Origin of the sequence: Microbacterium sp. ABRD28, assembly GCF_003850245.1 — a bacterium.
Lineage (GTDB): Bacteria > Actinomycetota > Actinomycetes > Actinomycetales > Microbacteriaceae > Microbacterium.
Genome location: NZ_CP031015.1, coordinates 1,265,641 through 1,292,603, shown reverse-complemented (window position 1 = coordinate 1,292,603; position 26,963 = coordinate 1,265,641). Strand labels below are relative to the sequence as shown.

Genomic DNA, 26,963 nt, shown 5'->3' with positions numbered 1-26,963 from the left:
CACCCGCTCCCCGCGCGCGACTCGCCCCGGGGCGAGGATGCAACGCCGAGCGCCGTGCGCGCTCAGTGGAAGAAGTGGCGCTCCCCGGTGAAGAACATCGTCACTCCGGCGTCGCGCGCAGCGGCGATGACCTCGTCGTCGCGCACCGATCCGCCCGGCTGCACGATCGCCGAGACGCCGGCGTCGATGAGCACGCGCGGCCCGTCGGCGAAGGGGAAGAAGGCATCGGATGCCGCGACCGAACCGCTCACACGGTCCCCCGCCCGCTCGACGGCGAGACGGCAGGAGTCGACCCGGTTGACCTGTCCCATCCCGATGCCGACCGTGGCGGAGTTCTTCGCCAGCACGATGGCGTTCGACTTCACCGCGCGGCAGGCCTTCCAGGCGAAGATGAGATTCGTCATCTCCTCTTCCGCGGGCCTGTCGCCCGACACCAGCTGCCAGTCCTTCGCGACCGACTCGATGTCGTCGGGGAACCGGTCGGCGTCCTGCAGCAGCAGGCCGCCCGAGACGAGACGCACGTCCATCCGCTCCTGCCGCCAGTCGGCGGGCAGCTGCAGGATGCGCAGGTTCTTCTTCAGCCGGAACACCTCCAGCGCCGCCGGCTCGAAGTCGGGCGCGACGATGACCTCGGTGAAGATGTCGCGCAGGTTCTCGGCCATCTTCAGCGTGACGGTCCGGTTCGCCGCGATGACGCCGCCGAAGGCCGATACCGGGTCGCACTCGTGTGCGCGCAGGTGCGCGGAGGCGATCGGATCGAGGGCGTTCGGCGCCGTGACGGCGATGCCGCACGGGTTGGCGTGCTTGATGATCGCCACCGCGGGCTTGACCATGTCGAACGCCGCGCGCAGCGCCGCATCGGCATCGACGTAGTTGTTGTACGACATCTCCTTGCCCTGCAGCTGGGTGGCCTGGGCGATGCCGTGTCCGCCGACACGGGTGTAGATCGCCGCGCGCTGGTGCGCGTTCTCGCCGTAGCGGAGGGTCGCCAGCCGCTCGGCCTTGATCGTCAGGTGCGCCGGGAGGTCTTCCTCGGCGAGCGTCCCCTCGGCGAACCAGGCGGCCACGGCGGTGTCGTACGAGGCGGTGTGCGCGAACGCGCGGGCGGCGAGCTCGCGCCGCTGGGTCAGGGTGGTGCCGCCGCCGCGCACAGCCTCGATGATGGCGGGATACGACTCGGGTGACACGACGATCGCGACATTGGCGTGGTTCTTCGCCGACGCGCGCACCATCGCGGGACCGCCGATGTCGATCTGCTCGACGACCGTGTCACCCTCGGCGCCGGAGGCGACGGTCTGGACGAACGGGTAGAGGTTCACCACGACGAGCTCGAACGCGCCGATGCCCAGTTCGGCGAGCTGACGCTCGTGGTCTTCCAGCCGCAGATCGGCGAGGAGTCCCGCGTGCACTGCGGGATGCAGGGTCTTCACACGCCCGTCGAGCGACTCGGGGAAGCCGGTCACGGACGAGACGTCGGTCACCGGGAAGCCGGCGTCGCGGATCGTCGCCGCCGTCGATCCGGTGGAGACGATCTCGACACCGGACGAGGCGAGGGCCTCGGCGAGCGGCAGCAGATCGGTCTTGTCGCTGACCGACACCAGTGCGCGGCGGATCGGCACGACATCGCGGTCGCGGTACAGGGACGGGTCGTGACTCGGGCCGGCCATGGGTCTCCTTCTCGAGGCGAGCGGGGTGTCGGGGCGAGGGGTCAGGCGGGAGCGGATGTCGGTGACGCGGGCGTGCCGGGAACCGCGGCGCGAGCGAGGTCGAGCTCCCCGGTCGCGATCCGGCGGACCACGTCGATCATGAGGCGTCGCTCGACGGGCTTGATGCGTTCGTGCAGGCGGTGCTCGTCGTCATCGGGAAGGATCGGCACACGCTCTTGAGCGAGGATCGGACCGGTGTCGACGCCGGTGTCGACGAGGATGACGCTGGCCCCGGTCTCGGTCGCGCCGGCCGCGAGGGCATCGCGCACCGCGTGCGCTCCCGGGAACTCGGGGAGATACGCGGGATGGGTGTTGATGATGCGCGGGCTCCACGACTCGACGAAGGCGGCGGGGAGGAGGCGCATGAGCCCGCTCAACACGATGAGGTCGGGGTTCCAGACGCGCAGCTGCGCGTCGAGCTCGACCCCCCACGCCTCACGCTCGGCGGCACCGCGCCACGGCACGAGGAGGGTCGGCACGCCGAAGGTCTCGGCGTGGGCGAATCCGTCGGCCTCGCGGTCGGCGCCGACGGCGATGATGCGCGCCGGATAGTCGGATTCAGCCGCGGCCTCGAGGAGCGCCCGGAGATTGGACCCCGCGCCCGAGATGAGGACCGCGACGGTGAGCACCGGCCTAGTCTAGCGGCGAGCCTCCGCCGCGCCGGGGGTGCGGGAAGAGCGGCTGGGTGTCGGTCTGGTCGGGGTTCCCGGCGGGCTCGTCGTCCGCTGCGCCGGCCACGGGAGCCGTATCCGACGCGGTGTCCGCCGGCGGAGTCTCGGATTCAACCGTCGGGTCCGGCTCCCCCACCCGCCACCCCTCGGCATCATCGTCGCCGCTCCCCCGACCGGACGGCAGCGCGAGCAGGATCGCGGCCCCGACGAGCACCTCGACGCCGACGGCCAGACCGACTGCGCCGGGCGCCGGTCCCACCTGTGCGAGCGCCCCCGGCCCGATCGCGCCACCGGCGAGCTGCGCGAGGAGCGCCGCGGCGCCCCCCGACAGCACGGCGATCGCGCCGGCGATCGTCGCCCGCAGGCCCCACCCGTCGGCGATCGCACGCGGGTGGTCGGCGACCAGGCGCGAACGCACCATCCATCCCGCGAGCGCTCCGAGCGCGACCGGTACGAGCGCGAGGAGGAGAAGCCACGAGGTGGTCGATTCGGGGATGACGCCCAGGAGCGGCACCGGCGGCAGAACCCCCACCTGAGTGCCGGCGGGGGCGACCGTGGTCGCCGCGCCGACGGCGAAGCCGGGCCCGGCGATGAAGGACGACGCCCAGATGATCAGGGTCGGCAGATACGCGAGCTGGCCGAGCGCGATGACGCTCGCGCCGAGCACGTCGGCGTTGCCGGCCTGCGAGAGGGCGACCACCTGCGGGCCGCGGGCGACGAGCGCCACGGTGAGGAGGGCAGCACCCGCCCCGACGAACCCGGTGACGACGATCCCGACGCCGCGCGTGGTCTCCGACACCGCCGCGAGACCCGCCTCGCCGATCCGGATCTCGAGGGCGTCGCGGCCGCGGGCGATGAGTCCGACGTCGGCCTCCCGCCACTCGGTGATGAGCGCGGCGAGGGTCGCCGGAATCGCGAAGACGAGGGCCGGAAGGGCGATCACGACCCCGAGCGGTGTGGCGGCGAGCGGGTTGGCACCGGTGACCGCGATGCCCGCGGCGAGCGCCGTGAAGACGCCGATCCCGCCGATGAGCCCGCTCTCCCACGCCTCCGACCGTGAAGCCCGCACGCCCGTCCGCGCGGCGAGGCCCGCGGTCAGGGCCGTCAGTGCGAGCGGTGCGAGCGAGAGCGAGAACGATGCGGCGGCCTCGTCGATGCCGGCGGCGGTGAGGTAGATCGGCGGAAGCGTGATGTCCAGCGGCACGAGATGGCCGAGCTGCCACACCGAGGCGGTCGCCGCCCACAGCGCCGACCAGTCGGCGGCGGTGCCGAACCCGAACACCCACAGCAGCGTCGCCGGCGCGAGGATCAGCGCAAGGCCGATCGCCGCCGCGATTGCGGCGTCGACGGCGGCGAGAAGAGCGACCACGAAGCGTTGCATGCCTCAACGACCCTACCGATCGGTGCCGCCGGAACCCGCTAACGTCGAGGGGGAGGTCTCAGTGAGCAACACATCTGACGCGCCGACGATCGGCGCCGCGACATCGAACCGGCACGACGACGGCACCTCGAAGAACCGGCTCGACCGGTTCTTCGAGATCACCAAGCGAGGCTCGTCGGTCGCCGCCGAGGTCCGTGGCGGGGTGGTCACGTTCGTGACGATGGCGTACATCGTCATCCTGAACCCGATCATCCTCTCCAGCGGTGTCGACGTCGACGGCAACAGCCTGGACTTCGCTCAGCTCTCGGCGGTGACGGGACTGACGGCGGGCGTGATGACGATCCTGTTCGGCCTCGTCGCCCGACTGCCGTTCGGGTTCGCCGCGGGCCTCGGCATCAACTCGTTCCTCGCCGTCTCGGTCGTGGGTGAGGTGACCTGGCCCGAGGCGATGGGCCTGGTGATCATCAACGGTCTCATCATCGTGCTCCTGGCCGCGACGGGCCTGCGCCGCATGATCTTCGACGCCGTGCCCCTGCAGCTGAAGCTCGCCATCACGGTCGGCATCGGTCTCTTCATCGCCTTCATCGGGTTCGTCAACGCCGGGTTCGTCACCGCGACCGGTGTCGGCTCACCCCCGGTCGGGCTCGGAGTGGAAGGCTCGATCGGGACGATCCCGACGCTGGTGTTCGTCTTCACGCTGCTGCTCACCGGCATCCTCATGGCACGACGGGTGCGGGGCGGCATCCTCATCGGACTGGTCAGCGGCACCGTGCTGGCGGTGATCGTCGAGGCGGTGTGGAACCTCGGCTCGGCCGTCGACACTCCGGGCGGCTGGGGGCTGTCGGTGCCCGAGCTCCCCGCACAGTGGGTGAGCCTGCCCGACCTCGCGCTGGTCGGACAGGTCGATCTCTTCGGCGCGTTCGCCCGCATCGGCATCCTCGCCGCCCTCATGCTCGTCTTCACGCTGGTCTTCACGAACTTCTTCGACGCCATGGGTACCCTCACGGGCCTGGCGAAGGAGGCCGGCCTGTCCGACGCGCAGGGGAACTTCCCGCGCCTGCGCTCCGCGCTGATCGTCGAGGGTGTCGGCGCGGTCGCGGGCGGGTACACCTCCGGGTCGTCCAACACCGTCTTCATCGAGTCCGGCGCCGGCATCGGCGAGGGAGCCCGCACGGGCCTGGCCAACCTCGTCACCGGTGGCCTCTTCCTCGTCGCCATGTTCTTCACGCCGCTGGTGTCGATCGTGCCCACCGAGGTGGCCGCGGCGGCGCTGGTGATCGTCGGCGCCCTGATGATGTCGCAGATCCGGGCGATCGACTTCAGCGATTTCTCGGTGCTGCTGCCGGTCTTCCTCGCCGTGACGGTGATGCCCCTGACCTACTCGATCGCCAACGGCATCGGCGCGGGCTTCGTCTCGTGGGTGATCGTGCGGGTCTTCGCCGGGAAGGCGCGGGAGATCAGTCCGCTGCTGTGGATCGTGTCGGCCGGGTTCGTCGTCTACTTCGCCCGCGGCCCGATCGAGGCCCTCCTGGGCGCCTGACGTTCCCGAAAGGGCAGCAGGCCGGCGCTGTGGGTCAGCGCCCCGAGGTCCATGCCCCGGACGTCGGTACGTCGCCTTCGAAGATCTGCGTGACCGTCACCAGCGAGAAGCCGCGGTCGAGCAGTCCGTCGTAGGTGGCGGCGGCGGCGGCCGCGGTGCCGGGGTGGATGTCGTGCATCAGCACGATGGAGCCCGGACGGGGGGCGTCGACAGCCCGCGAGATGAGCGTGTCGACCTCGGGTCGCTGGTAGTCGAAGGTGTCGACATCCCACAGGATCGCCGGCAGCCCCGCGATCCGCAGGACGTTCTGGTTGTACTCGCCGTACGGCGGACGGAAGTTCGTCGGACGCGTCCCCACCACGTTCTGGATGGCAGCGCTCGTGTCGCGCAGCTGTGCGGCGACCTGCTCATCGGTGAGAGAGGGGAGGCTCGGGTGACTCCACGAGTGGTTGGCGATCTCGTGCCCCTCGTCGCGCATGCGGCGCAGCGTATCGGCCCAGCCCCGGGCCTTCTCGCCCAGAACGTAGAACGTGGCGGCAGCCCCGCGGGCACGGAGCTCGTCGAGGATGCCGGCGGTGTACTCCGACGGGCCGTCGTCGTAGGTCACCGCCACGCAGGGAACGAGTTCGCAGTCGATCGCGTCGGCACCGGCGGGGATGCTCGCCGGGGCTTCGTAGGGAAGAGCGGATGCCACGGCGCCGACGAGGCCCGCTCCGAACGGCGTCAGATACGGCGCCGCGACCTCCAGCGGTACCGCGACCGGCATCGGCTCGGTCGTCGCGGCGATGCCGAGTGCCTGCAGTTCGGGCGGGCTGAATCCGGCCGGCACCTCGATGACGACGGCGCCCCCGGCGGGGACGGAACGGGCGAGCGCCGCGCCGATGACGGCGAGCCCCGCCTCGTCAGGGGGTTGGACCGGAGCGAGGCTCAGCGCGCCCGCGTCGCGCCGGAGGGCCTCGACGATGTCTCCCCACAGCGCGGGCCCCGCCTCGGGGGTCCACAGCGCGTCGGCCGAGAGGGTCTCGCCGGTGCGGAGGTCGGTGTAGAGCGTGGTCGAGGTATCACCGCCGATCGTCGCCGCATCGCCGGAGACCGTCCGCACCCGCACCCCGAGGTAGGGTCCGGCGGCGACGACGATGTCGCAGGCCACCGCGGTGCCCGAACCGTTGACCGGTCCGAGACGGGGGTCGGCGAGCAGCTCGGCGGCAGGAAGCCGGGTCGATCCGGTGATGCACATCCGCTCTCCGAGTCCCGCCCCGCGCGCCTGAACCTGGGGTGCGTAGGAGACGCCGGTGGCCGCTTCGCGGGCGCCGATCGCCTCGCGCACCGCGCCGACGACACGGTCGTTCAGCGGCGTGCGGCCGGGCAGGAGCGCCACCCGGGCCTGGACCCCCACCTCGTCGTTGCGGATGCGGATCGGTCGAAGCGCCGGCACCGTTGCGGGATCGATGGCGGCGGGGAATTCCGTCACCGCCACCCGGGCGGCGGGGAAGGCGGTCGGCCGCCAGGCGGCATCCGTCGCCGGTGCGCACGCGACGAGAGCGAGTGCGCCGATCAGGACGACGGGGAACACGATGCGGCGGTCCCGCGAGCCCCGCGACGCCGGACGCCGCCTCGGGCGCCCTTTCACGACGGCACCCGAACGGTGTCGAGCACCTCGGCGATCGCATAGCGGTAGTCGCCGATGCTCGCGTCGGTGACCCGCGCGACGATCCCCGCGCTGACCGGACCGCGCTCATCTCCGACGGCCGCCAGGACGACGCCGCCGTCTTCGTCGAGAACCTCGGTGTGCCGGGCGCGCGAGCCCGACGACAGGGTCTCGGTCACGGCCTCGGCGCCCTCCGCGTCGCCTCCGCGGACGAGGTCGGCGTACGCGGTGTCGAAGCCCCCGTTCAGCTCGGTGACCGCGATCTCGAGTCGCCCGTCGGGGCTGGTGAGGCTCAGCTCGTCGTCGTCGAAGGGCGGGCGGCGGACGACCCAGCCCGCCGGCGCGGTGAGACTCACCGAGGCGTCGGCGATCGTGACCTCGGTCGGCGTCTCGTACACCGTGGCTCCGAGGTTCGCCAGGCTCGGCGGAATGGCGACCGCGGCTGCGAGACCGATCCCCGCCGCGGCGCCGAGCGCGCCGACGCACGCCAGCACCAGGGCGATCTCCGACCTCACGGCCCGATCGTAGACCGGCGATCCGGCGCGACCACGGCGCGGCGCGGCATCCTCCGGGGATTCTCGGGGATTACTCCGAGGGCGGGTCGAACGGCTCGAGGACGAAGAGCGCGATCTTGCGGTCGGTCTTCTTCTGGTACTCGTTGTAGTCCGGCCACACCTCGGCCGAGCGGTTCCACCACTCGCTGTACTCGTCGCCCGACAGCTCGCGCGCCAGGTAGTCGCGCTTGACCGCCCCATCCTGCAGTTCCACGTGCGCGTGCGCGCGCATGTTCGCCGCCCACGCGGGCTCGTCGGGGGCGCCGCCCTTCGACGCGACGACCGCGTAGCGCCCCTCGTGCTCGACGCGCATGAGCGCCGTCTTGCGCAGGCCCCCGCTCTTCGCGCCGACCGTGGTCAGCACGATGATCGGCACGCCGCGCAGGAGATTGGCTTCGGTTCCGCCCGAGGCCTCGTACTGCTCGGCCTGCTCACGGGCCCACTGCGACGTGCTGGGCTTGTACTCGCCCTTCAGCGGCACCGGACTCAGAGCCCCTCGATGATCTCGCGCATGAGGGCCGCAGTCTCAGACGGGGTCTTCCCGACCTTGACGCCCGCGGCCTCGAGCGCCTCCTTCTTCGCCTGGGCCGTTCCGGCCGAGCCCGACACGATCGCGCCGGCATGACCCATGGTCTTGCCCTCGGGCGCGGTGAAGCCGGCGACGTAGCCGACGACGGGCTTGGTGACGTTCGCCTTGATGAAGTCGGCCGCGCGCTCCTCGGCGTCACCGCCGATCTCACCGATCATGACGATCGCCTTCGTCTCGGGGTCGGCCTCGAACGCGGCCAGCGCATCGATGTGCGTCGTGCCGATGATCGGGTCGCCGCCGATGCCGATGGCGGTGGAGAAGCCGATGTCACGCAGTTCGAACATCATCTGGTAGGTCAGGGTGCCCGACTTCGACACCAGGCCGATCGGGCCTTTGCCGGTGATGTTGGCCGGGGTGATGCCGACCAGAGCCTCATCGGGGGTGATGATCCCGGGGCAGTTCGGCCCGATGATGCGGGTCTTGTTGCCCTTCGAGGTGGCGTAGGCCCAGGCCTCCGCCGAGTCGCCCACGGGCACGCCCTCGGTGATGACGACCAGAAGCGGGATCTCGGCGTCGATCGCCTCGATCATGGCGGCCTTGGTGAACGCGGCGGGGACGAACGCGATCGAGACGTCGGCACCGGTCTTCTCGATGGCCTCGGCCACCGACCCGAAGACGGGAAGCTCGACGTCGGCGCCGTCCTTGTCCTTATGCAGAACAGTGGAGCCTGCCTTGCGGGCGTTCACGCCACCCACGACGTTGGTGCCCGCCTTCAGCATGAGTGCGGTGTGCTTGGTGCCTTCGCCGCCGGTGATGCCCTGGACGATGACCTTGGAGTCCTTGGTGAGGAAGATCGACATTTCTTGTTCCTTATCCGGATGCTGCGGGTCAGGCGTTCGCGAGTTCGGCGGCCTTGTCGGCGCCCTCGTCCATGGTCGAGGCGAGCGTCACCAGGGGGTGGTTCGCCTCTTGGAGGATGCGGCGGCCCTCCTCGACGCGGTTGCCGTCGATGCGGACGACCAGGGGCTTGGTGGCGGTGGAGCCGAGCTCGGCGAGAGCGCCGACGATGCCCTTGGCGACCGCGTCGCAGGCGGTGATGCCGCCGAAGACGTTCACGAACACGCTCTTGACCTGGGGGTCACCGAGGATGACGTCCAGGCCCGCGGCCATGACCTCCGCCGAGGCGCCGCCGCCGATGTCGAGGAAGTTCGCCGGCTTCACGCCGCCGTGGTTCTCACCGGCGTAGGCGACGACGTCGAGGGTCGACATGACCAAGCCCGCGCCGTTGCCGATGACACCGACCTCGCCGTCGAGCTTGACGTAGTTGAGGTCGTTCTCCTTGGCCTTGGCCTCAAGCGGGTCGGCGGCGTCCTTGTCTTCCAGACGCGCGTGGCCGGGGTGACGGAACTCGGCGTTCTCGTCGAGCGTGACCTTGCCGTCGAGGGCGATGACGTCGCCCTCCTCGGTGAGGACGAGCGGGTTGACCTCGACGAGTGTGGCGTCCTCGCCCTTGTAGACGTCGTAGAGCTTGACGAAGACGTTCGCGACCTGATCGACGAGGTCGTCGGGGAAGTTCGCGGCGCGGGCGATCTCGACGGCCTTGGCGTGGTCGATGCCGGTCAGCGGATCGACCTCGACGCGGGCGAGCGCCTCGGGCTTCTCCACGGCCAGCTGCTCGATCTCCATGCCGCCCTCGACACTGCAGAGCGAGAGGTACGAGCGGTTGGCGCGGTCGAGCAGCACGGAGAAGTAGAACTCCTGGGCGATGCGGGCGCCGGCGGCGATCATCACGCGCTTGACGACGTGGCCCTTGATGTCGAGGCCGAGGATGGCCTTCGCGGCCTCGTAGGCCTCGTCGGGGGTCTTGGCGACCTTGACGCCGCCGGCCTTGCCGCGGCCTCCGGTCTTGACCTGCGCCTTGACGACGACCACGCCTCCGAGCTTCTCGGCGGCGGCCTTCGCCTCCTCGGGGGTGTCGGCGACGATGCCGGCGAGAACCGGCACCTCGTACTTCTCGAACAGATCGCGGGCCTGGTACTCGTAGAGATCCACAGAGAGTCCTTCGCTGGGCGAACGGTGGGATGTGTGGGTCAAGAAAATCTCGATGTCGAGATATCGACCAGTCCCCTACCCTACTACCGGCGACGGACCGCCTCATCCCGGTTGTCTCGACGCCGAGCCCCTCGCGCCCTCCCTCCCGAGGGCGTACGCCCGCCGTCGCGGCGCCGCTCTCGCCCTCGCCCAGGTGCGGCACCTTCCCTCGACCGCCCCGCACTCGGCGTAGCGTTGTCGGCATGAGGAGGGGCGTCGCGCGGATCCACCATCGTCATCAACGGGGGTGGTGAGGATGAGGCGAGGGATCGCCGCCACGGCGGCCGGCCTCCTGCTCGTGACACTCGCCGCGTGCACCCCGTCTCCCGCTGATGGGCCGCTGACCCTCGAGCACGCCAAGGCCGACTACATGGATGCGCAGTCGGAGCTGCGCGCAGCGATTCCCGACGACGTCGTGATCGACGACCTCGACTCACCCCAGACCGCCTCGCTGCTCCTCTGCGACGACGGGAAGACCTACACCTGGCCGGGAGCGAGTGCCGTCGTCATCTCCCCCGACACCGACACGGCGTCGCTGATCGACGACATCGCCGCCGAGTGGGCGGACAGACCGGGCTGGACGCAGCGGACCAGCGCACTCGGCGGCGGTGCTGCCGCCCTCGACCTGTTTCGGGAGGACGGCCTGACTCTGGGGATCGCCGCTCTCGAAGACAACACCCAGCTCATGATCTCGGGCTTCAGCGCCTGCTTCGCGATGTCCGATCACGATCCGCTCGAGCGCTACTGAGCACGACCGCCCTCAGATCCAGCCACGCTCGCGCGCGAGGATCGCCGCCTGCTGCCGGGTCGCGAGGCCGAGTTTTCCGAGCACGGCAGAGACGTGGTTGCGCACCGTGCCGGGCGAGAGGTGCAGCGTCGCCGCGATCTCGGCGATCGTCTCGCCGCGCGACCCCGCGCGCAGCACGTCGAGTTCACGATCGGTCAACGGGCTCCGCTCGTCGGTCAGCGCGTCCGCGGCGATCTCGGGGTCGACGTAGCGCCGCCCGGCGGCGACGTCGCGGATCACCGCGGCGACATCCTGCGCCCGGCGCGACTTCGGCAGGAACCCGTCGACCCCGGCGCTCAAGGCCCGGCGCAGCACCCCGGGCCGCGCGTGGCGCGTCACCACCACGCAGCGCGACCCCGCCTGCCGGCGGATGCGCGCGGCGGCGTCGACGCCGTCGAGGCCGGGCATCTCCAGGTCGAGCAGGCACACGGTGGGCCGAAGCCGCACCGCCTCGGCCACGGCCTCCTCCCCGTCGCGGCACTCGGCGACGACCTCGAAATCGTCCTCGAGTCGCAGCAGTGCCGCGAGGGCCGAGCGGATCATGTCTTCGTCGTCGGCGATGAGGATCCGGATCATGCGACACCTCCGACGGATGCCGCGGGCACCGTGACCTCGAGTGCGAAGCGTTCGTGCGCGGCTTCCCAGTGCGCTGCTCCCCCGACCGAGCCCACCCGCTCGGCGATACCCGCGAGCCCCGATCCGGCGGGCGTCGCGGGCGCGGGTGTCGGCGGGGCGGGCAGGTCGTTGCTGACGCCGAACCGCCACACCTCGCCGCCCCCTCCCGCCTCGCGCGCGAGGCTCAACCGCACCCACGCGCCGCCGCCGTGCTTGAGGATGTTCGTCGTGCTCTCGCGCACGACCGGACCGAGGATGTCGGCGGGCGCCGCGTCAGCGCGGGGGTCGACGTCGAGCGTGACGCTCAGGCCCGCCGCCCGCAGCAGGTCGGCGGCGTTGGCGAGTTCGTCCGACAGCGGAACGCCGCGGAACCGCGCGGCGAGGGCTCGCGTGCCGTTGCGCGCCTCATCGACCGACGCGCGGGCGAGCCGCACCTGCTCCACGGCGGCGAGAGGGTCGCGCGGCAGCATCCGCTCGGCGAGCTCGAGCTGGAGGGCGATCACCTGCAGGTGGTGCCCCTGCAGGTCGTGCAGGTCGCCCGCCAGCCGCAGCCGTTCCTGTGCCGCGGCCAGCCGGCCCTCGGCGGCGCGGGCCTCGTCGAGGGCGAGGACGATGTCCCACCACCACAGGCACAGCACGGCGGTGGGCGGCAGCAGCACCGAGAACAGGTTGTAGACGAAAACGACCTCGCCGGTGAGCGTCCGACCCGTCGCGACCGGCTCGATGATCCAGATCGCGACGAGCACGACGGTGACGCCCGTCACCAGACGCAGACGCACACCGGGCTGCCAGCGCAGCAGCAGCACCGCCAGCGCGACGAGCGCCGCGGCTTCGAGCACCGACGATGCGATCACCCCGACCACCGCTGCGGCACCGGCGGCGACCACGAGCGACCAGAGCACCGTGGAAGAGAATCGCTCCTCGTCGTCGGAATCCTCCCGTCGCCGCCGGCCGTACCGCGCGAGCAGTGGCACGCTCGAGGCGAGCGACACCGCCGCGGCGGCGAGGTACACCGCAACTTCGAGGGCCTCGCCGCCGGTGAGCGTCGGCACGAGCCAGAAGAAGAGCGTCACGGCCTGGAAGATCATCACCGACCCGGCGGTGTACCACCAGGTCGCCGTCACCCCGCGCGCCAAGGCGCGCGCGGCCGGCAGCGGCGCGAACGCCGAGGCGGTTCGGGAGACGTCGGTCACACTGCCACAGTACGACCATGACTTTTGTCACACCTCGCCCGCAGCATCCTCCCGGCGGCAGGTGACGCTCCGACACTGCCGCAGAACGCCCCGATCCCGTGGGATGGAATCACCGTCCGACAGACGGCCCGTCCGATCCACAGGGAGACATCGTGAACCCCATCGCCGACCTCATCCTCGGCTTCCAGAACCTGGTCGCCCAGATGCCCGAGCTGCTCCGCCCCCTCATCGTCGCCCTCGCGGGTGCCGTGCCGTTCATCGAGGGCGAGGGCGCCTCTGCGATCGGCATCATCGGCGGCATCCATCCCGTCGTCGCCGGCGTCGCCGGCTTCGCCGGAAACCTGCTCTGCGTCGCCGTGATCGTCTTCGCCGGCGCCCGGGTCCGCACCGCGGTGACCACGCGCGGAGGACGGGAGGAACCGGAACTCTCGCCGCGCCGTCAGAAGGTCATGCGCGCCTACGAGCGCTACGGCACTCCCGGGGTGAGCCTGCTCGGCCCGCTGCTGGTTCCGACGCAGTTCACCGCCGCGGCGCTGGTGTCCACCGGCGTCGCCCCGGGCCGGGTGCTGTTCTGGCAGGCGGTCGCGATCGCCTTGTGGACCACCCTCATCACGCTCATCATCACGGGTGTGATCACGTTCGTCGGCTGAGTGGGGGCTCTCCGACCCTGACGCCCCGCCACGCGAGAACGTCGTCGCCGTCACGCGACCGACGAGGTCGCGGGCGGGGTGTCGGGTTTCCGGGCGGTCTTGACGACCTGCGCATGCTGCGCCGCCTGCGCCTTCTGGAGTGTCACCTTCCACCCCGGTCGGTCGACACGGGCGAGCTGGAGGATGTCGGCGACCACCTCGAGCGCCGCGGGTGCCGCGCGCGTCCGGCCCCGCCCGTGGCAGGAGGTGACGAATCGGATGCGACCGAGCGCACGCGGCAGCTTGCCCACCATCGGCGCGGGTCCGATGACATCGGCCGGGCGGCGTGGCGCGTCATCCGTCCCCGGCATCGCTGCTGTCGGCGCCGGCAGCAGGTACGACGCCGCGCGCCAGCGCGACGGGGTCGGGCCGGGACGGTAGACCGACTCGGCGTCGCGAGCGCCGGTGGCGAGGATCACCTGATCGGCGAAGAGCGGACCGTGTTCGGTGTCGAGCCGGCACGGGTTCGCCGACGTGACGGCATGAACGAGCGTGCGGGTGTGCAGAGCGGCACCGGCGGCGACGAGCGCCGCGGCGAGCGCGGTCTCCTCATTCGCATCTCGGCTCCCGCCAGGGCGAGCCGGGCTGATCACCCCCGCTTCGACGAGCGCGACCCGGCGACCGGACTGCGTGAGCATGAGGGTCGCGACGAGCCCGGTGAGCGAGGCCCCGACCACCACGACGTCGTAGTGCTCACCGCGCGGAAGCGCTTGGCCCGTGGTGTTGACGGCGGCGGCGAAAAGGGACATGAACACAGTGAAGGACCATGAACCCAACCGGACCATGGCCTTGACAAACGTGCGCACACCACACCCGCCGTGTTCCCCGGCGACCCCGCCGCTAAGCTCGGACCGTGAGCGACGCCGATCCTGCGTTCGTCGGCCGCACCGGTGTCGTGGCGGCCGCGGTCGAGTTGTTCCACACGCAGGGGTTCGAGCAGACGTCGGTCGATCAGATCGCGCGCGCGGCGGGGATGTCGCGCTCGACGTTCTTCCGCCAGTACGGCGGCAAGGAAGACGTGGTGTTCGCCGACCACGAGGGCCTGCTCGAAGAACTCCGGACCTTCCTCGCACAGCCGCACGATGATCCGTGGGCGGCCGTGTGCGAGGCATCCGTGCAGGTGTATCAGCACTTCGCCGCCGATCCCGACCTGGCCCGACGTCGCTACGCGGTGGTACGCCAGATCCCGGCGCTGCGCGACCGCGAGATCGTCACGGTCTTCCGCTACGAGCGCCTCTTCGACGAGTACCTCCGCCAGGCCCTGCCGGGCCTCGACCCGCTCGACGCGGTCGGATTCTCGGCTCTCGTCACCGCGGTGCACAACCACGTGCTGCGGCGGCTGATCCGCGGGCCGAAGCGCGTGCCGGTATCGGTGCTCACGCGGGCGCTCGACGATGCGCGGCGCCGCTTCGGGGTGCTGCCCGAGGCATCCGACCCGGCGCCCGACGACCTCGTGGTCGCGGTGTTCCCGCGCCGGACCCCCAGCGCCGAGGTGGCGCGGCGCCTGCGCGACGCTTTGTCGGAGTAGCGCTCAGGCGAACGCGCTCACACCCGTGATGTCGCGGCCGAGGAGAAGCGCCTGGATCGACTCGGTGCCCTCATAGGTGTGGATGGCCTCGATGTCGGCCATGTGCTGCATCACGCCGTACTCCAGGAGGATTCCGTTGCCGCCGAGGAGGTCGCGCGCCGTGGCGGCGATCCGGCGGGCGGTGCGCGTGTTGTGATACTTCGCCAGCGACGCCTGCGTGGGTCGCAGACCCCCGGATGCCTCCAGGTCGGCGAGGTGACGGCAGTACAGCTGCATCGCGGTGAGCTCGGAGAGCATCTGGGTGAGACGCTCCTGCACCATCTGGAACCCCGCGAGGCGCTTGCCGAACTGCTCGCGCTGCTGGGAATACTGCAGCGCCGCCTCGTAGCAGGCGGTCGCGTGCCCGAGAGCCGACCAGGCGACTCCCGACCGGGTGGCGTAGAGCACCGTCGAGGCGTCCTTGAAGCTGTGGCTGCCTGGAAGCACCGCGTCGGCGGGGAGCTGGACGCCGCGCAGGGTGATGTGAGCCTGATGGATGCCCCGCAGCGACGCCTTCCCGGTGATGGGCTCGCCGTGGTAGCCCTCGGTCTCCTGCGGCACGAGGAAGCATCGCACCTTGCCGTGGTCGTCGGCCCCGGGCGATTCGACGCGGGCCCAGACGAAGGTGACCCCGCCCGAGGCGCCGTTGCCGATCCACTTCTTCGCGCCGTCGATGATCCAGCCGCCGTCATCGGCGCGCGTCGCGCGGGTCTCGAGCGAGACCGAGTCGGAGCCGTGGTCGGGCTCGGTCAGAGCGAACGAACCGAGGATCTCACCGCGGGCGATCGGCTGCAGGTACTGCGCCTTCTGCGCGTCGCTGCCGAACAGCGCCAGGGTGCGCAGCGCCAGGCCGCCCTGCACCGCGAGGACGGTGCCGAGCGATCCGTCGCCGCGCGAGATCTCCATGTTGACAAGCCCCGCAGCCAGAGGCGACAGGGCGGTCAGGCCCTCGTGCTCGATGCCGTCGACGAAGAGGTCGAGCTCGCCCATCCGACGCACGATCGAGATGTCGTACTCGCCGGCATCCCACTGCGCCGCCGACCGATCGCCGTACTCCGAGATCAGTACCCGGGCGCGCGACCAGGCGTCACGCTCGGCGCCGCCGATGTCGGCGAAGACGCCGTAGTAGTCGGTGTCGAGCGGATCGGTCACGCGGTAGGCGCCCGCGCGGTCGCCCGGGAGGGCGCCGGCGGCGGCGGAACCGGCGCCGTGCGAGGTCTCGGCGCTGTCGGTGCTGTCGGTCGCGGTGGGGGCGGGCACAGACGTCATGACATCCAGTCTCGCACGGCGTGACACTCGATGTCACGACCCGGAAGCGCCGTCGGCTCGGGGAGCTCGTATCCCCCTGCGACGTGCCGCGCAACCACCTGACCGGCGCGTCGACACGGCCGTATGGTTCAGCCATGGGACTCTTCCGTCGCGCCCCGCGCCGCCACGCTTTCGACACCGGTGCACTCGGCTCCGCCGGTGACGCCGGGTCGGCCGCGGCCAAGGCCGCAAAGGCACCCGTCGCCCTCGGGCTCTGGGCCGATGGATTCGGCAAACTCGCGACCCGGTCGCTCCAGATCGCGATCGTCATCGGCATCGCCACGCTCGCCGTCCTCGGCCTTCAGCAGGTGACGGTGGTGTGGATCCCCGTCATCATCGCCCTGATCTTCGCCTGCGCTTTCGCGCCGCTGATGTCGTGGCTGCGCCGCCGAGGCGTACCGTCGGTCGTCGCGACGCTCATCACCATGCTCGCCGTCGTGATCGTGCTGGGGCTCGCCGGATGGCTCATCGTCTGGGCGGTGCGCAACCAGTGGGACGACCTCTACTCTCAGGCCGAGGCGGGGTTCCGCGAGTTGCTGAGCTGGATCAACACCCTCCCTTTCGCTCCCGACGAGGCCCAGCTCGAGCAGTGGCGCGATCAGGTCATCGACTTCGTCACCAGCGCACAGTTCGGCTCCGGGGCCCTCGCCGGCGTCAGCGTGCTGGCCAACTTCGTCACCGGCCTGATCCTCATGATCGTCGTCCTCTTCTTCTTCCTGAAGGACGGCCCGTGGCTCTGGGAGTTCCTGCTGCGCCCCTTCCGCGGGGCGGACGAGGCGCGCGCCCGCCGCATCGGCGACAAGACCGTCGTGACACTCGGGTCGTACGTGCGCGGCACCGCCGCGGTCGCGTTCGTCGATGCCGTCGGCATCGGCATCGGTCTGGTCATCCTGCAGGTGCCGCTCGCGCTGCCGCTGGCGGTGCTGGTGTTCCTTCTGGCGTTCATCCCGATCGTCGGGGCGACCGTCGCCGGCATCCTCGCAGCACTCGTCGCCCTCGTCGCGAACGACTGGGTCAACGCCCTCTTCGTCGTGGGTGTGGTCGTGCTGGTGAACCAGCTCGAGGGCAACTTCCTCCAGCCCGTTCTCATGGGGCGGACGCTGAAGCTCCACGCCTTCGTCATCCTCATCGCCCTGACCGTCGGCACCGTACTCGGCGGGATCCTCGGTGCAGTGCTCGCCGTGCCGATCACCGCGGTGGTCTGGGGGATCGTCAAGGTGTGGAACGGCCCGAACGAGCCCGCCCGCTGGGCGCAGAAGAAAGCGGTCGAACCCGCGGTATAGCGCGGGAGTCCGCAGCGCGCGAGCAGTTCAGGCGCCCCCTGGGCTCAAAGTCCGGGCAGGATGTCGGACAGCGTGAAGCTCGCCGGCACCTCCAGTTGCGCGAAGGTGCACGAGCGCGGGTCGCGGTCGGGGCGCCAGCGTCGGAACGACGGGATGTGGCGAAAACGCTCGCCCTCCATGTGGTCGTACGCGACCTCGACCACGAGCTCGGGGCGCAGCGGCTCGAAGGAGAGGTCCTTGCCGGCGTTCCACCGGCTGCCCGCGCCCGCGAGCCGGCCGCCGTCACCGGCGTGCTCGGCCCAGCCGCCCCAGGGGTGGGCGGAGAGGTCGACGTCGCGGTAGGGCGCGAGATCGTCGAGCAGGGTCTTCCTTCGAGCCATCGGGAAGGATGCCGTCACCCCGACGTGGTGCAGGGTGCCGTCGTCGCCGTAAAGGCCCAGGAGGAGTGAGCCGACGATCGGCCCCGACTTGTGCCAGCGGAATCCCGCGACCACGCAGTCGGCGGTGCGCTCGTGCTTGATCTTGAACATCGTGCGCTTGTTGGGCTGATACGGACCGTCGAGGGGTTTGGCGATCACGCCATCCAAGCCCGCGCCTTCGAAGGTCTCGAACCACTCCTGCGCGACGGCGGGATCGCCGGTCGCGGGCGTGACGTAGATCGGCGGCTCGACGCCCGAGAGCGCCTCGACCAGAAGGGCGCGACGCTCGGCGAACGGACGGCCGGTGAGGTCGTCGTCGCCGAGCGCGAGCAGGTCGAAGGCGATGAACGACGCCGGCGTCTGGGCGGCGAGCAGGTTCACCCGGCTCGCCGCGGGGTGGATGCGCTGCTGCAGCGCCTCGAAATCCAGGCCGCCGTCGGTGGCGACGACGATCTCTCCGTCGACGACGCAGCGCTCGGGGAGCTGAGCGCGCAGGGCCTCGACGAGCTCGGGGAAGTACCGCGTCATCGGCCGTTCGTTGCGGCTTCCGAGTTCGACCTCGTCGCCATCGCGGAACACGATCGTGCGGAACCCGTCCCATTTCGGCTCGACATGCCCGAGGTCGGGGATCGCCGCGACCGATTTGGCGAGCATCGGCGCGACCGGGGGCATGACGGGAAGGTCCATCGCCTCAGTCTCGCGTGCGCGCCGGTGTCGCGCCATCCCGCCGCACACTCCCTTGCGTTCGGGCGCTCATCGCGCGACCTCACGTCCCTCGATACCGGCACAGACGACGTCCGGTGCCGGGTCGGGTGGTGGGCCGCGAAACGCGCCACCCGGCGATCCGCCGCACGAGCGCGTCAGACGCGAGCGGCGACCGCGGCTGCGCGCTCGAGCGCCCACGCGACGTCGCGCGCGGCGCCGCGGGCGCGCGCCGCATCCCACGCCGCGCCGAGTGCAGCGGCGGCACGCGCGCGGAACGGCTCGGCGTACGACCCGTCCGACGCCACGGGGTGGAACCCGAAGCGCGGCCCGAGCGCGTCGACCAGGCCGAAGAGCTCCCCGGCATCTTCGAACGCCCCGAGCTCCCCCAGCGCCACCGCGATCGCGTTGACCGCGGCGAGCGCGCTGATCCGGTCTTCACGGGCGAGGGAGTGGCCGGCACCGGTGCGGAGGATCCCCACCGCATCACGCGGCCGTCCGACCTCGGTCAGCACCTTGCCCGTGATGTAGCACGACGCCGCAAGCGTCCACGTGTGACCGATCTCGGCGGCCAGGCGGTAGCCCTCCTCGAGGCTGTCGAGCGCCTGCGCCGGGTGTCCGGCGATCCGCAGCGCATCACCCCGGATATAGAGGTGGTCCGCGATCGCCCACCGGTCGCCTTCTCCGACCTCGGCGCGCCATCGCTCGGCGATCGCGAGCTCGGCCTGCCGCGTGTCGATGTTGCCCTCGACGGCAGCGAGCGAGCCGAGCAGGGTGTGCGCGATCATCGCGTGCGCCGGGTCGGCGGCGGCATCGGCGGCCTCGGCGAAGCGCCGGAGTGCGTGCACGGTCCCGAGCGGGTCTCCTCCCACAGCCTGCATGAAGGTCGCGGCATACAGCGCGCGCGCCTCGGGTCCTGAGAGGCGCGGTCCGGGTACGGCGAGCGCCTGATCGATGAGGTTGAGCGCCTCGTCCGCCTGCCCGCGCTCGTACCAGAACCACGCCAGCGACCCGACGAGCTCGACCGCCAGGGCGCGATCCCCCGAGCGGATGGCACGGGCCGTGGCATCCTGCAGATCAGCCGCATAGCCACGCAACGACGCTCGCGCCTTCGACGCCGACGCCGAGCGCAGGAGCGGCGCCGTCCGACCGGCGTAGTCGGCCATCCAGCGCCCGTGCCGCACGTCCCACTCGATGTCACTCTCGGTCTGCAGGTGCGACCGGGCGTAGCGGCGGACGGTGTCGAGCAGCCGGAACCGGCGCTCCCCTCCGCCCGACCCGGCGGGGACGACGAGCGAGCGACGAACGAGGGCGATGGTGGACTCGCGGGGATCGGCCCCTTCGACTCGGCAGATGCCGGCCACGGCATCGAGCCCGAACGGTCCGGAGAAGCGCGCCAGCTGACCGAGGGTGCTTCGCTCGTCATCGGAGATCATGCCGACGCTCCAGTCGATCGCGGCGTCGAGCGAATCGTGCCGGCCCGCGCCGCTCCCCTGCGGCCCGAGAGCCTCCAACGAACCGGCGACTTCTTCGAGGCTCAGCACGTCCAGTCGCGCGGCGGCGAGCTCGATCGCCAGCGGGAGCCCGTCGAGCGCGACGCACAGGCGTCGCACGGCATCGCGGTCATCGGCGGTCCATCCCGTCATCCCGCTGCTCTCTCCCGCACGCTGGAGGAAGAGTTCGACCGCGTCATCCAGCGCCCCGCCGAGGAGCGGTTCGACGGTCACGACCCGCTCCCCCGCCATCCGCATCGCTTCACGGCTCGTCACGAGCACGCCGAGCCCTGCGCAGCGCTCGAGCAGCGCGGCAGCGAGCGCGGCCGTCGCGCCGAGGACGTGCTCGGCGTTGTCGAACACGACGAGCGTCCGCCGACCGCCGAGCGCCGCCGCGATCCCGTCGATCTCGCTCGCGCAGCCGAGGGTCTCGGCGACCGCCCCCATCAGGCGGTCGGGAGAGCGGATGACGGTGAGGTCGACGAACCACTGCGCGTCGTCGTCGGTGCCCGACCCGCGGCGCGCGACCTCGGCGGCAAGGCGTGTCTTGCCGACTCCGGCCGGCCCGGTCAGGGTCACGAGCCGCGACTGCGCCCGCGCGTCGGCGATGCGATCGAGTTCGGCCGCGCGCCCGATCAGATCGCGAGGCCGCCGCGAGGGACCGCCCGATGCGTCGGCACCCGGGCCGGCCGCGGCCCCTGCAGCGGACTGACCCGTCGCGACGCCGCCTGCGCCACCGCCCGTACCAGGGACGCCCGCGCGCCCGTCCTCCCCACGGGCGATGCGATCGCGCAGTCGCGCCCATGCCTCCGGCACCGTCGCCCCGGCACGGCGCCGATGCGCGACACGGCGGTCCACCTCGGCGAGCGCGTCGGCGATGCGCCCTGCCTCGGCGAGCGCCCCGGCGAGCCGCACACCCACCTCGTCGTCCTCGAGGTCGTCCGCCCAGGGCGCGAGCGCGGCGAGGGCCGCCGCCGGCCGCGAAGCGGCCGTCTCCAGATCGGCGCGCTCGGCAGCGGCGGCGCGCCGCAGCATCCCGAGCTCGGCGATCACCGGCGGCGCGAACGGAAACTCGATCACGCGCGCAAGCGGCGTCCCGGTCCAGAGCGCCTCGGCCTCGGCGAGCGCCGCCGCGCGCGCCGAGGGGTCATCCGACCGGGTGCCGTCGGCCCCGAGCAGCCGCCGATACCGGATCACGTCGACCGCCTCGGGGGCGACCGCCAGGCGGTATCCTCCGCGCCCGCCGGGCAGCAGCTCGCCCCATCCCCGCGTCCGCAACCGGGACAGGTGGGCGCGCAGGCTCGACACGACGCTGTCGGACGCCGCGGGCCAGAGCGCATCGACGAGCTCGCCGGTCGTGAACAACCGCTCCGGGTCGAGGGCGAGACGGCAGAGGATAGCCTCGGGGATCGCACCGCGCACCGGCGGTGGTGCCCCCTCGCCGGTCACCCGAAGCCCCCCGAACAGGTGGATCCGCACGGCGGTCACGGCGACGCGTCCGTGTCGGCGCGTGACGGGTCCGCAGCCATCGAGAACTCCCGACGCGGAAGGCGCGCGAGCATCTCGCGCACGTCGGGCCAACCGCATCGCCGGCCCTGCTCGTACTGATGCGCGAACTCGGTCGGGGTCATCCCGACGCTGAGCGACGCGCGCAGACGCGCGGCATCCTCTCCCTCGACGGCGGCGGTGCTGTAGTCGTACTGCCGCCCGATCTCCTCGACGGCACCGAGCAGCCGCACCCCGATCTCGTGGCGCTCGACGAAGGCGCACGCCCCCGCGATGACGAACACCACCGCCAACGCACCGGCGGCGTCCTCGTTCGCGCGTGCCTCCTCCACCGCCCCCACCGCGACGTCGATGGCCTCCTTCGGCCGGCGCGCGTCGACGAGGGTCTTCGCCGTGACGTACTTCGAGGTCGTGATCATCCACGTGTAGCCGATCGACGCCGCGATCCGGTACGAGGAGCGGAGCGCCTGCAGCGCGTCATCCGTCCTCCCCTGCGCCCGCCGGATCTGGCCCTCGGACATGTGCACCTCGGCCCGCGCCCAGGCCTGAGCCTCGCCGGTGAGGTGCTGCGCCTGCGCGAGGAGATTCTCGCCCAGGTCGGCCTGACCGAAGATCGCCCGGCCGTACGCCTCGCGTGCCAGCGCCACCGCGGTCACCGACGGATCGGCGAGCCGTTCCCCCTCGCCCCGCGCCCGCGCGATGGCGCCGAAGCCCGCCGCGGCGTCGCCGGTCTGGTAGGCGAGATTCGCCAGCTCCAGCCACGCGATCCCGTCGAGCGAGGTGGCATCGCCCGGCAGCTCGAGGGCCCGCTCCAGGCGGCTGCGGCCCTCGACCATCAGGCCGCGGAGGAACCAGTACTGCGCCTGTCCAGCCGCCAGCCGAACGGCGGCGTCGCGATCGCCGGCCAGCACCGCCGTCTCGAACGCCTCGGTGAGGTCGGCGCGGAAGTCGTCGAGCACCGCCATGCTGTCGCGGGCCTCGAACGTGCGCAGCGTCGGGCCCAGCGTGGTCGTGAGGTCGGCGAACCACCACCGGTACCGCAGCCGCCACATCGCCGCCCGTGCCGGGTCCTCACGCTCGGTGAGGTACTCGCGGGTCGACTCCAGCATGCGGAATCGACGCCGACCGGTGCTGCCGCGCTCGACGGCGAGGAGGGACTTGCCGACAAGCTCATCGAGGAGGGTGACGGTGTCGGCCCAGGGCCGGCCGGATGCTCCGGAGACCGCCCCGACGGTGAAGGCACCGGCGAATCTCGAGGTCTCTTGCAGCAGTTCGCGCTGCGGCTCGCTCAGCTGCCCGAACGTCCAGTCGATCGCGGTGCGGACGCTGTCGTGTCGCCCTCGGGGCGAGGCGTGCGCGCCGATCCCCTCACGCACCTGCGCGGCGTCGAGCACATCGAGCCGCGCCGCGGCGAGTTCGAGCGCGAGGGGGATGCCCTCGAGTTCCGCGCAGAGGGCGCGCGCTTCGTCGAGCTCGCCGTCATCGAAACCGTAACCGCCGCGCGCGTCGGCGGCACGCTCGGCGAAGAGCCGCCAGGCGTCGGCGTGGGCGTCACCGACGAGAGGGCGGAGCACCACGACCTCCTCGCCCGACAGTCGCAGCGGCTCGCGGCTGGTCACGACGATACGCACCCCTTCCGTGCCCTGCAGCAGCCGGTCGACCGCGACGGCGAGCGCGCCGAGCACGTGGTCGGCGTTGTCGAGGAGCAGCAGGATGCGGCCGGAGCGGAGACGTCGGACGATGGCATCCATCGTCAGCTCCCGCGCCCTCACGACCGCCGCGATCGCCGCGACCACCTCGTCAGGCTGACGGAAGTCGGCGAGGTCGACCATGTACTGCTCGTCGTCGAGGGCGGTTGTGGCCTCACGGGCGAGTTCGACGGCGGTGCGGGTCTTCCCGACCCCGGCGGGGCCGACGATCGTGATGAGGCGGCGGTCGCGGCGGCGCTCCCGGAGGCGTGCGAGATCGTCGGCGCGTCCGACGAAGCGGGTGAGCGGGATGCCGACGCCCACCCGTCGCACGGCCGCACCGGTGCGGTGCGTGACGACCTCGGGATCCACCCGCACGATCGATGCCCGAAGCGCCTGCAGCCGGGCCGACGGATCCACGCCTCTCTCGTCCTGCAGGCGCGTGGTGAACGCGTCGATCGCGGTGAGGGCGTCGGGGATGCGCGCGGAGCGCGAGAGCGCCGTGGCGAGGAGGCGTACGGGCCGCTCGTCGAACGGGTGTCGCTGCGCCGTCCCGGCGAGCACCGAGGTCGCCAGGGCGGTGTCGCCGAGGTCGAGGGCCTGCTCGCCGAGGTCTTCTTCGAGCACGCGCCGATCGGCGAGGTGACGGGCGCGCACGGCGGCGACGAACGGGATGGCGTCGAGTCCCGGGAGCGGGTCGCGCGCCGCGCGCGCGGCGATCTCACCGAGGGCGGCCAGACGTTCCTCCGACGCCGGGAGGCGGGTGGCTGCGGCGAGCTCGGCCCGCAGCCGCAGAAGGTCGACCCGGTCGGCGGGCACATCGAGGGAGTATCCCCCGCGTGCCCCGACGAGGTGCGCACCAAGGCCTGCGGCCCGCAGTCGCGAGAGGTGGGCCCGCAGGGTCGAGAGGACGTTCGCGGGAGGCTGCGGCCAGACATCCGCGATCAGCTCCTCCGCCGAGACGATGTCACCCGCGCTGAGTGCCAGCCGCGAAACGAGGGCTTTGGGGATGTCGCCCCGCAGCGCGACGACCCCGTCGTCCACGCGCACCTCGACCAGGCCCAGTAAGCGCACGTCCACCGTCACGCTCACTCCCCCCTCGGCGAAGCGCGTCGTCCCCGCGCCGGTGACCGGAGCGGGGGCCGTCAGTGATGATTCCGTTGCCATTGTGGTGCAATCCTGTCGTGCGGTGGGGCCCCGACCCGGCGGTCGGGGCCCCACGATTTCAGAAGGCAGCGGCGAAGCTACCCAGGGCGTGATCGATCGCGTAGAGGTCGTTCTCCGTCAGGGCGGTGACCGCGAGCACGATGACGTACTGTCCGTCGTTGGAGTAGGCGGCGAGCATCAGATAGTCGGCTGCGGATTCGCCGCATCCGGTCCAGTACTGGAAGACCCCGGTGTGGAGGTCGTCGGTGTACTCGTCGATGGCGCCCTGCGAGCACCCCGACTGCTCCAGGTAGTCGGCGGTCATGCCCAGCCACTCCTCGGGCTGGATCGTCGCCGTATCCGCGGGAGCCGCGACCACCGAGACACCCGGCACCGACCAGCCCGATGCGAACGCCGCGACATCCGTGCTGGCATCGATGCGCGCCCACTGCCCGCCGCGCGGGTCGGTGTAGACCGAGGTGTCGAGGTCGCCCCAGGCGGCCGGCACATCGACCGTGACGCTTCCCGTGTCATCCACGATCGAGACGTACTCCTCGGCCGAGACGGCTCCCGAACCGCCGGACCCGCCGGTTCCCCCGCCGCCCGAGCCGGCGCCGGCCTGCGTGGCCACCGAGACCGCTTCAACGGGCTCGCCGTTGAACTGCCCGGTGTAGTAGACGCCCTCGGCAGGGCGGTACAGCTCCACCGACAGCGTGGCGTCATGGCCGTGTGTGCGCAGCACGTCGCAGTAGTCGGCCATGGTGCCGTCGACGCCCACCGAGACGCCCTCCATCTTTGTGAGGAGGTCGCCGGGCGCGACGCCGGCGGTATCGGCCGCCGACCCCGAGGCGACGGAGTTGACCCAGATGCCGAGCCCCTCGCCCTCCTCGGTCATGAGGGCGGTGCCGTTGATACCGAGGCTCAGCACGCTCTCGCCCTCGCTCAGCTGCTCGATGACCTTCTGCACCTCGTCGCGGTGGATGGCGAGGTTCTGGTCGTACTGGTCGTTGCCGGCGTAGTTCACGCCGACCAGGCGCCCTTCACTGTCGATGAGGGGCCCGCCGGAGTTGCCGCCGCGGATGCGGGCGTCGTGCTCGATCACGTGGTCGAGTGAGGCCCAGGGAGTGTCGACGGCGGTGTCGGCCTTCGACACGATGCCGCGGGTCATGGTGAACTCGGGATCGCCGAGCGGGAAGCCGGCGGCGTAGACGTCGGTCGCGGTGGTGATCTCGCCCTCACGCCAGGTGAAGTGCGGGTATTCGTCCTCCTGCAGCTGGATGACCGCGAGGTCGAGACACTCCGACGACCCGAGCACCTTGGCGTTCAGCGTCTCGCTCGTGTCGCCGCCGCGCCAGACCTTCAGCGTGCCGGCGCCGACGACCACGTGGTTGTTGGTCACGGCGAGGCCGTCTTCGCTGATGAGGAAGCCCGAACCGCGGCCGGCGGCCTCGTAGCCGCCCATCTCGGGCGAGACGAAGGTACCGACGGCCTCGATCTGGATGGTCGCGGTCTGGATGTCGTCGAAGCCGACGCCCGCAGGCTGGGCGGCTTCGGGAGTGACGAAGCTCATGCACCCGGTGAGGGCCAGAGCGGTCGTCGTGAGCATGGCCGCACCGGCCGGCAGAAGCCGTGAGCGAGTGCGACGAGAAGGTGCGGTGGTGTTCATGTCGCCGAAGCTACGGACGGGATCGGATGCCGGAGCGAGCCGTTTCGGGCGTGCAATGTTCGTGCAATCCGACCTTGCAGAGCGCGCGGCATTCATTGCGCGGCCAGCCTCTCGGTGAGTTCGTCGCCGTACGCGCGCACCGCGTCGGTGAAGTCGTCGGTCGGGCCGACGCAGGTGTCTGAGGTGGAGATGTCGCACTCGGCGGCGCGGAACGCGGCGGCGGCGTCTTCTGCCGCGGTCGCCGCGGTGACGAGCTCATCGTCGGCACCGGCAGCGGTGGCGCGGTCGGCCGCGCCGTCGATCATCTCGAGGGCCTCGATCGCGATGCCGACGCAGTTCTCGTCGCCCATCGCGATGTTGACGCTGGAGCAGAAGTTGTCGTACCAGCGGTCTTGAAAGAGCGCGATCGCACCGGCCTCGGTCTCGACGAATCCCGCGTCGCCGCCCGCCGGGCGGGTGCCGCCGGGGTCGGTGACGTCGGGGTCGGGGTCGGTCGTCGTTGTGGCGGCCGGCTCGGTTGCGCCGGGTTCGGCGCCGGAGGCGCCGAGTGTGAAGGTGCAGCCGGTGAGCGTGACGGCGGCGAGCAGCCCCGCTGCGGCGGCGGCCGCCAATCGGCGCTGCAGCGGAGTCGACGCTTCCGGCGCGTGGGCGGATGCGGGTGCGGGTGTGGTGTGCATGGGTGGTCCCCCTCGGTCCGTGGTGCCGGATCATCCGGCACGCGCCGACGCTATGAGGACCGTTGCGCGGTTTTCGGCGCGCTCTGCGCCGCGCAATCTTCGTG

Annotated in this window: 22 protein-coding genes; 5 read left to right on the top strand and 17 right to left on the bottom strand. The window is 71.5% G+C overall.

Annotation, left to right across the window (positions count from 1 at the left end; all coding sequences use genetic code 11):
* Nucleotides 1-62 precede the first annotated feature (62 nt).
* The 3 genes from purH to DT073_RS06315 are packed head-to-tail and all read right to left on the bottom strand — an operon-like array spanning nucleotide 63 to nucleotide 3,758.
* Nucleotides 63-1,667 carry a bifunctional phosphoribosylaminoimidazolecarboxamide formyltransferase/IMP cyclohydrolase gene (purH, locus tag DT073_RS06325; protein ID WP_124292622.1) on the bottom strand — a complete coding sequence of 535 codons (1,605 nt, stop codon included), beginning with the start codon at nucleotides 1,665-1,667 and terminating at the stop codon, nucleotides 63-65.
* A 41-nt stretch (nucleotides 1,668-1,708) separates the two neighbouring features.
* The gene (gene purN, locus DT073_RS06320; RefSeq protein WP_124292621.1) at nucleotides 1,709-2,335 is read right to left on the bottom strand and encodes a phosphoribosylglycinamide formyltransferase; all 627 of its coding nucleotides are present in this window, start codon (nucleotides 2,333-2,335) and stop codon (nucleotides 1,709-1,711) included.
* A gap of 4 nt (nucleotides 2,336-2,339) precedes the next feature.
* Nucleotides 2,340-3,758, bottom strand: a complete 1,419-nt coding sequence (locus DT073_RS06315; protein WP_205783045.1) for a cell division protein PerM — start codon at nucleotides 3,756-3,758, stop codon at nucleotides 2,340-2,342.
* Between the two features lie 88 nt (nucleotides 3,759-3,846).
* Here DT073_RS06315 and DT073_RS06310 point away from each other — a divergent pair, with 88 nt between their 5' ends.
* Nucleotides 3,847-5,298, top strand: coding sequence for an NCS2 family permease (locus DT073_RS06310; protein ID WP_240638830.1), 1,452 nt, complete (start codon nucleotides 3,847-3,849; stop codon nucleotides 5,296-5,298).
* A gap of 34 nt (nucleotides 5,299-5,332) precedes the next feature.
* On the opposite strand, the gene DT073_RS06305 is transcribed toward DT073_RS06310, so the two are convergent.
* The 5 genes from DT073_RS06305 to sucC form a co-directional block, all read right to left on the bottom strand.
* Nucleotides 5,333-6,871, bottom strand: coding sequence for a polysaccharide deacetylase family protein (locus DT073_RS06305; protein WP_124292619.1), 1,539 nt, complete (start codon nucleotides 6,869-6,871; stop codon nucleotides 5,333-5,335).
* Between the two features lie 53 nt (nucleotides 6,872-6,924).
* Nucleotides 6,925-7,461 carry a hypothetical protein gene (locus DT073_RS06300; RefSeq protein WP_124292618.1) on the bottom strand — a complete coding sequence of 179 codons (537 nt, stop codon included), beginning with the start codon at nucleotides 7,459-7,461 and terminating at the stop codon, nucleotides 6,925-6,927.
* Between the two features lie 70 nt (nucleotides 7,462-7,531).
* A complete protein-coding gene (locus DT073_RS06295) occupies nucleotides 7,532-7,981 on the bottom strand; it encodes a nitroreductase family deazaflavin-dependent oxidoreductase (protein ID WP_124292617.1) in 450 nt (149 codons plus the stop codon).
* Between the two features lie 5 nt (nucleotides 7,982-7,986).
* Nucleotides 7,987-8,889 carry a succinate--CoA ligase subunit alpha gene (sucD, locus tag DT073_RS06290; RefSeq protein ID WP_124292616.1) on the bottom strand — a complete coding sequence of 301 codons (903 nt, stop codon included), beginning with the start codon at nucleotides 8,887-8,889 and terminating at the stop codon, nucleotides 7,987-7,989.
* Between the two features lie 28 nt (nucleotides 8,890-8,917).
* Nucleotides 8,918-10,081 (bottom strand): ADP-forming succinate--CoA ligase subunit beta, encoded by a 1,164-nt coding sequence (sucC, locus tag DT073_RS06285; protein ID WP_124292615.1) that lies wholly within the window; start codon nucleotides 10,079-10,081, stop codon nucleotides 8,918-8,920.
* Between the two features lie 295 nt (nucleotides 10,082-10,376).
* Here sucC and DT073_RS06280 point away from each other — a divergent pair, with 295 nt between their 5' ends.
* The gene (locus tag DT073_RS06280) at nucleotides 10,377-10,868 is read left to right on the top strand and encodes a hypothetical protein (RefSeq protein ID WP_124292614.1); all 492 of its coding nucleotides are present in this window, start codon (nucleotides 10,377-10,379) and stop codon (nucleotides 10,866-10,868) included.
* Between the two features lie 12 nt (nucleotides 10,869-10,880).
* Here the strand turns inward: DT073_RS06280 and DT073_RS06275 are convergent, their stop codons facing one another.
* On the bottom strand, nucleotides 10,881-11,483 hold the full coding sequence (locus tag DT073_RS06275; protein WP_124292613.1) for a response regulator transcription factor: 603 nt from the start codon (nucleotides 11,481-11,483) through the stop codon (nucleotides 10,881-10,883).
* Nucleotides 11,480-12,715 carry a sensor histidine kinase gene (locus tag DT073_RS06270; RefSeq protein ID WP_124292612.1) on the bottom strand — a complete coding sequence of 412 codons (1,236 nt, stop codon included), beginning with the start codon at nucleotides 12,713-12,715 and terminating at the stop codon, nucleotides 11,480-11,482. The genes DT073_RS06275 and DT073_RS06270 overlap by 4 nt, the downstream gene beginning before the upstream one ends.
* 149 nt (nucleotides 12,716-12,864) lie before the next feature.
* Here DT073_RS06270 and DT073_RS06265 point away from each other — a divergent pair, with 149 nt between their 5' ends.
* Nucleotides 12,865-13,365 (top strand): small multidrug efflux protein, encoded by a 501-nt coding sequence (locus tag DT073_RS06265; RefSeq protein WP_124294383.1) that lies wholly within the window; start codon nucleotides 12,865-12,867, stop codon nucleotides 13,363-13,365.
* Between the two features lie 50 nt (nucleotides 13,366-13,415).
* Here DT073_RS06265 and DT073_RS06260 read toward each other — a convergent pair whose 3' ends face one another.
* A complete protein-coding gene (locus tag DT073_RS06260) occupies nucleotides 13,416-14,153 on the bottom strand; it encodes an NAD(P)/FAD-dependent oxidoreductase (protein ID WP_164478157.1) in 738 nt (245 codons plus the stop codon).
* Between the two features lie 104 nt (nucleotides 14,154-14,257).
* Here DT073_RS06260 and DT073_RS06255 point away from each other — a divergent pair, with 104 nt between their 5' ends.
* Nucleotides 14,258-14,932 (top strand): TetR/AcrR family transcriptional regulator, encoded by a 675-nt coding sequence (locus tag DT073_RS06255; protein WP_124292610.1) that lies wholly within the window; start codon nucleotides 14,258-14,260, stop codon nucleotides 14,930-14,932.
* Nucleotides 14,933-14,935: 3 nt separating this feature from the next.
* On the opposite strand, the gene DT073_RS06250 is transcribed toward DT073_RS06255, so the two are convergent.
* Nucleotides 14,936-16,240 carry an acyl-CoA dehydrogenase family protein gene (locus DT073_RS06250; protein WP_124292609.1) on the bottom strand — a complete coding sequence of 435 codons (1,305 nt, stop codon included), beginning with the start codon at nucleotides 16,238-16,240 and terminating at the stop codon, nucleotides 14,936-14,938.
* Between the two features lie 134 nt (nucleotides 16,241-16,374).
* Here DT073_RS06250 and DT073_RS06245 point away from each other — a divergent pair, with 134 nt between their 5' ends.
* Nucleotides 16,375-17,562, top strand: coding sequence for an AI-2E family transporter (locus DT073_RS06245; protein ID WP_124292608.1), 1,188 nt, complete (start codon nucleotides 16,375-16,377; stop codon nucleotides 17,560-17,562).
* Between the two features lie 44 nt (nucleotides 17,563-17,606).
* On the opposite strand, the gene DT073_RS06240 is transcribed toward DT073_RS06245, so the two are convergent.
* From DT073_RS06240 to DT073_RS06220, 5 genes are all read right to left on the bottom strand, one after another.
* Nucleotides 17,607-18,668: an ATP-dependent DNA ligase gene (locus tag DT073_RS06240; RefSeq protein ID WP_124292607.1), complete on the bottom strand. Its 1,062-nt coding sequence runs from the start codon at nucleotides 18,666-18,668 to the stop codon at nucleotides 17,607-17,609.
* A 173-nt stretch (nucleotides 18,669-18,841) separates the two neighbouring features.
* Nucleotides 18,842-21,664: an AfsR/SARP family transcriptional regulator gene (locus tag DT073_RS06235; protein WP_164478156.1), complete on the bottom strand. Its 2,823-nt coding sequence runs from the start codon at nucleotides 21,662-21,664 to the stop codon at nucleotides 18,842-18,844.
* A complete protein-coding gene (locus tag DT073_RS06230; protein ID WP_124292605.1) occupies nucleotides 21,661-24,537 on the bottom strand; it encodes an AfsR/SARP family transcriptional regulator in 2,877 nt (958 codons plus the stop codon). Before DT073_RS06230 ends, DT073_RS06235 begins: the two co-directional genes overlap by 4 nt.
* A gap of 58 nt (nucleotides 24,538-24,595) precedes the next feature.
* Nucleotides 24,596-26,182: a S1C family serine protease gene (locus tag DT073_RS06225; protein ID WP_164478155.1), complete on the bottom strand. Its 1,587-nt coding sequence runs from the start codon at nucleotides 26,180-26,182 to the stop codon at nucleotides 24,596-24,598.
* A 92-nt stretch (nucleotides 26,183-26,274) separates the two neighbouring features.
* Nucleotides 26,275-26,859, bottom strand: coding sequence for a hypothetical protein (locus tag DT073_RS06220; RefSeq protein WP_124292603.1), 585 nt, complete (start codon nucleotides 26,857-26,859; stop codon nucleotides 26,275-26,277).
* Between the last annotated feature and the right edge of the window lie 104 nt (nucleotides 26,860-26,963).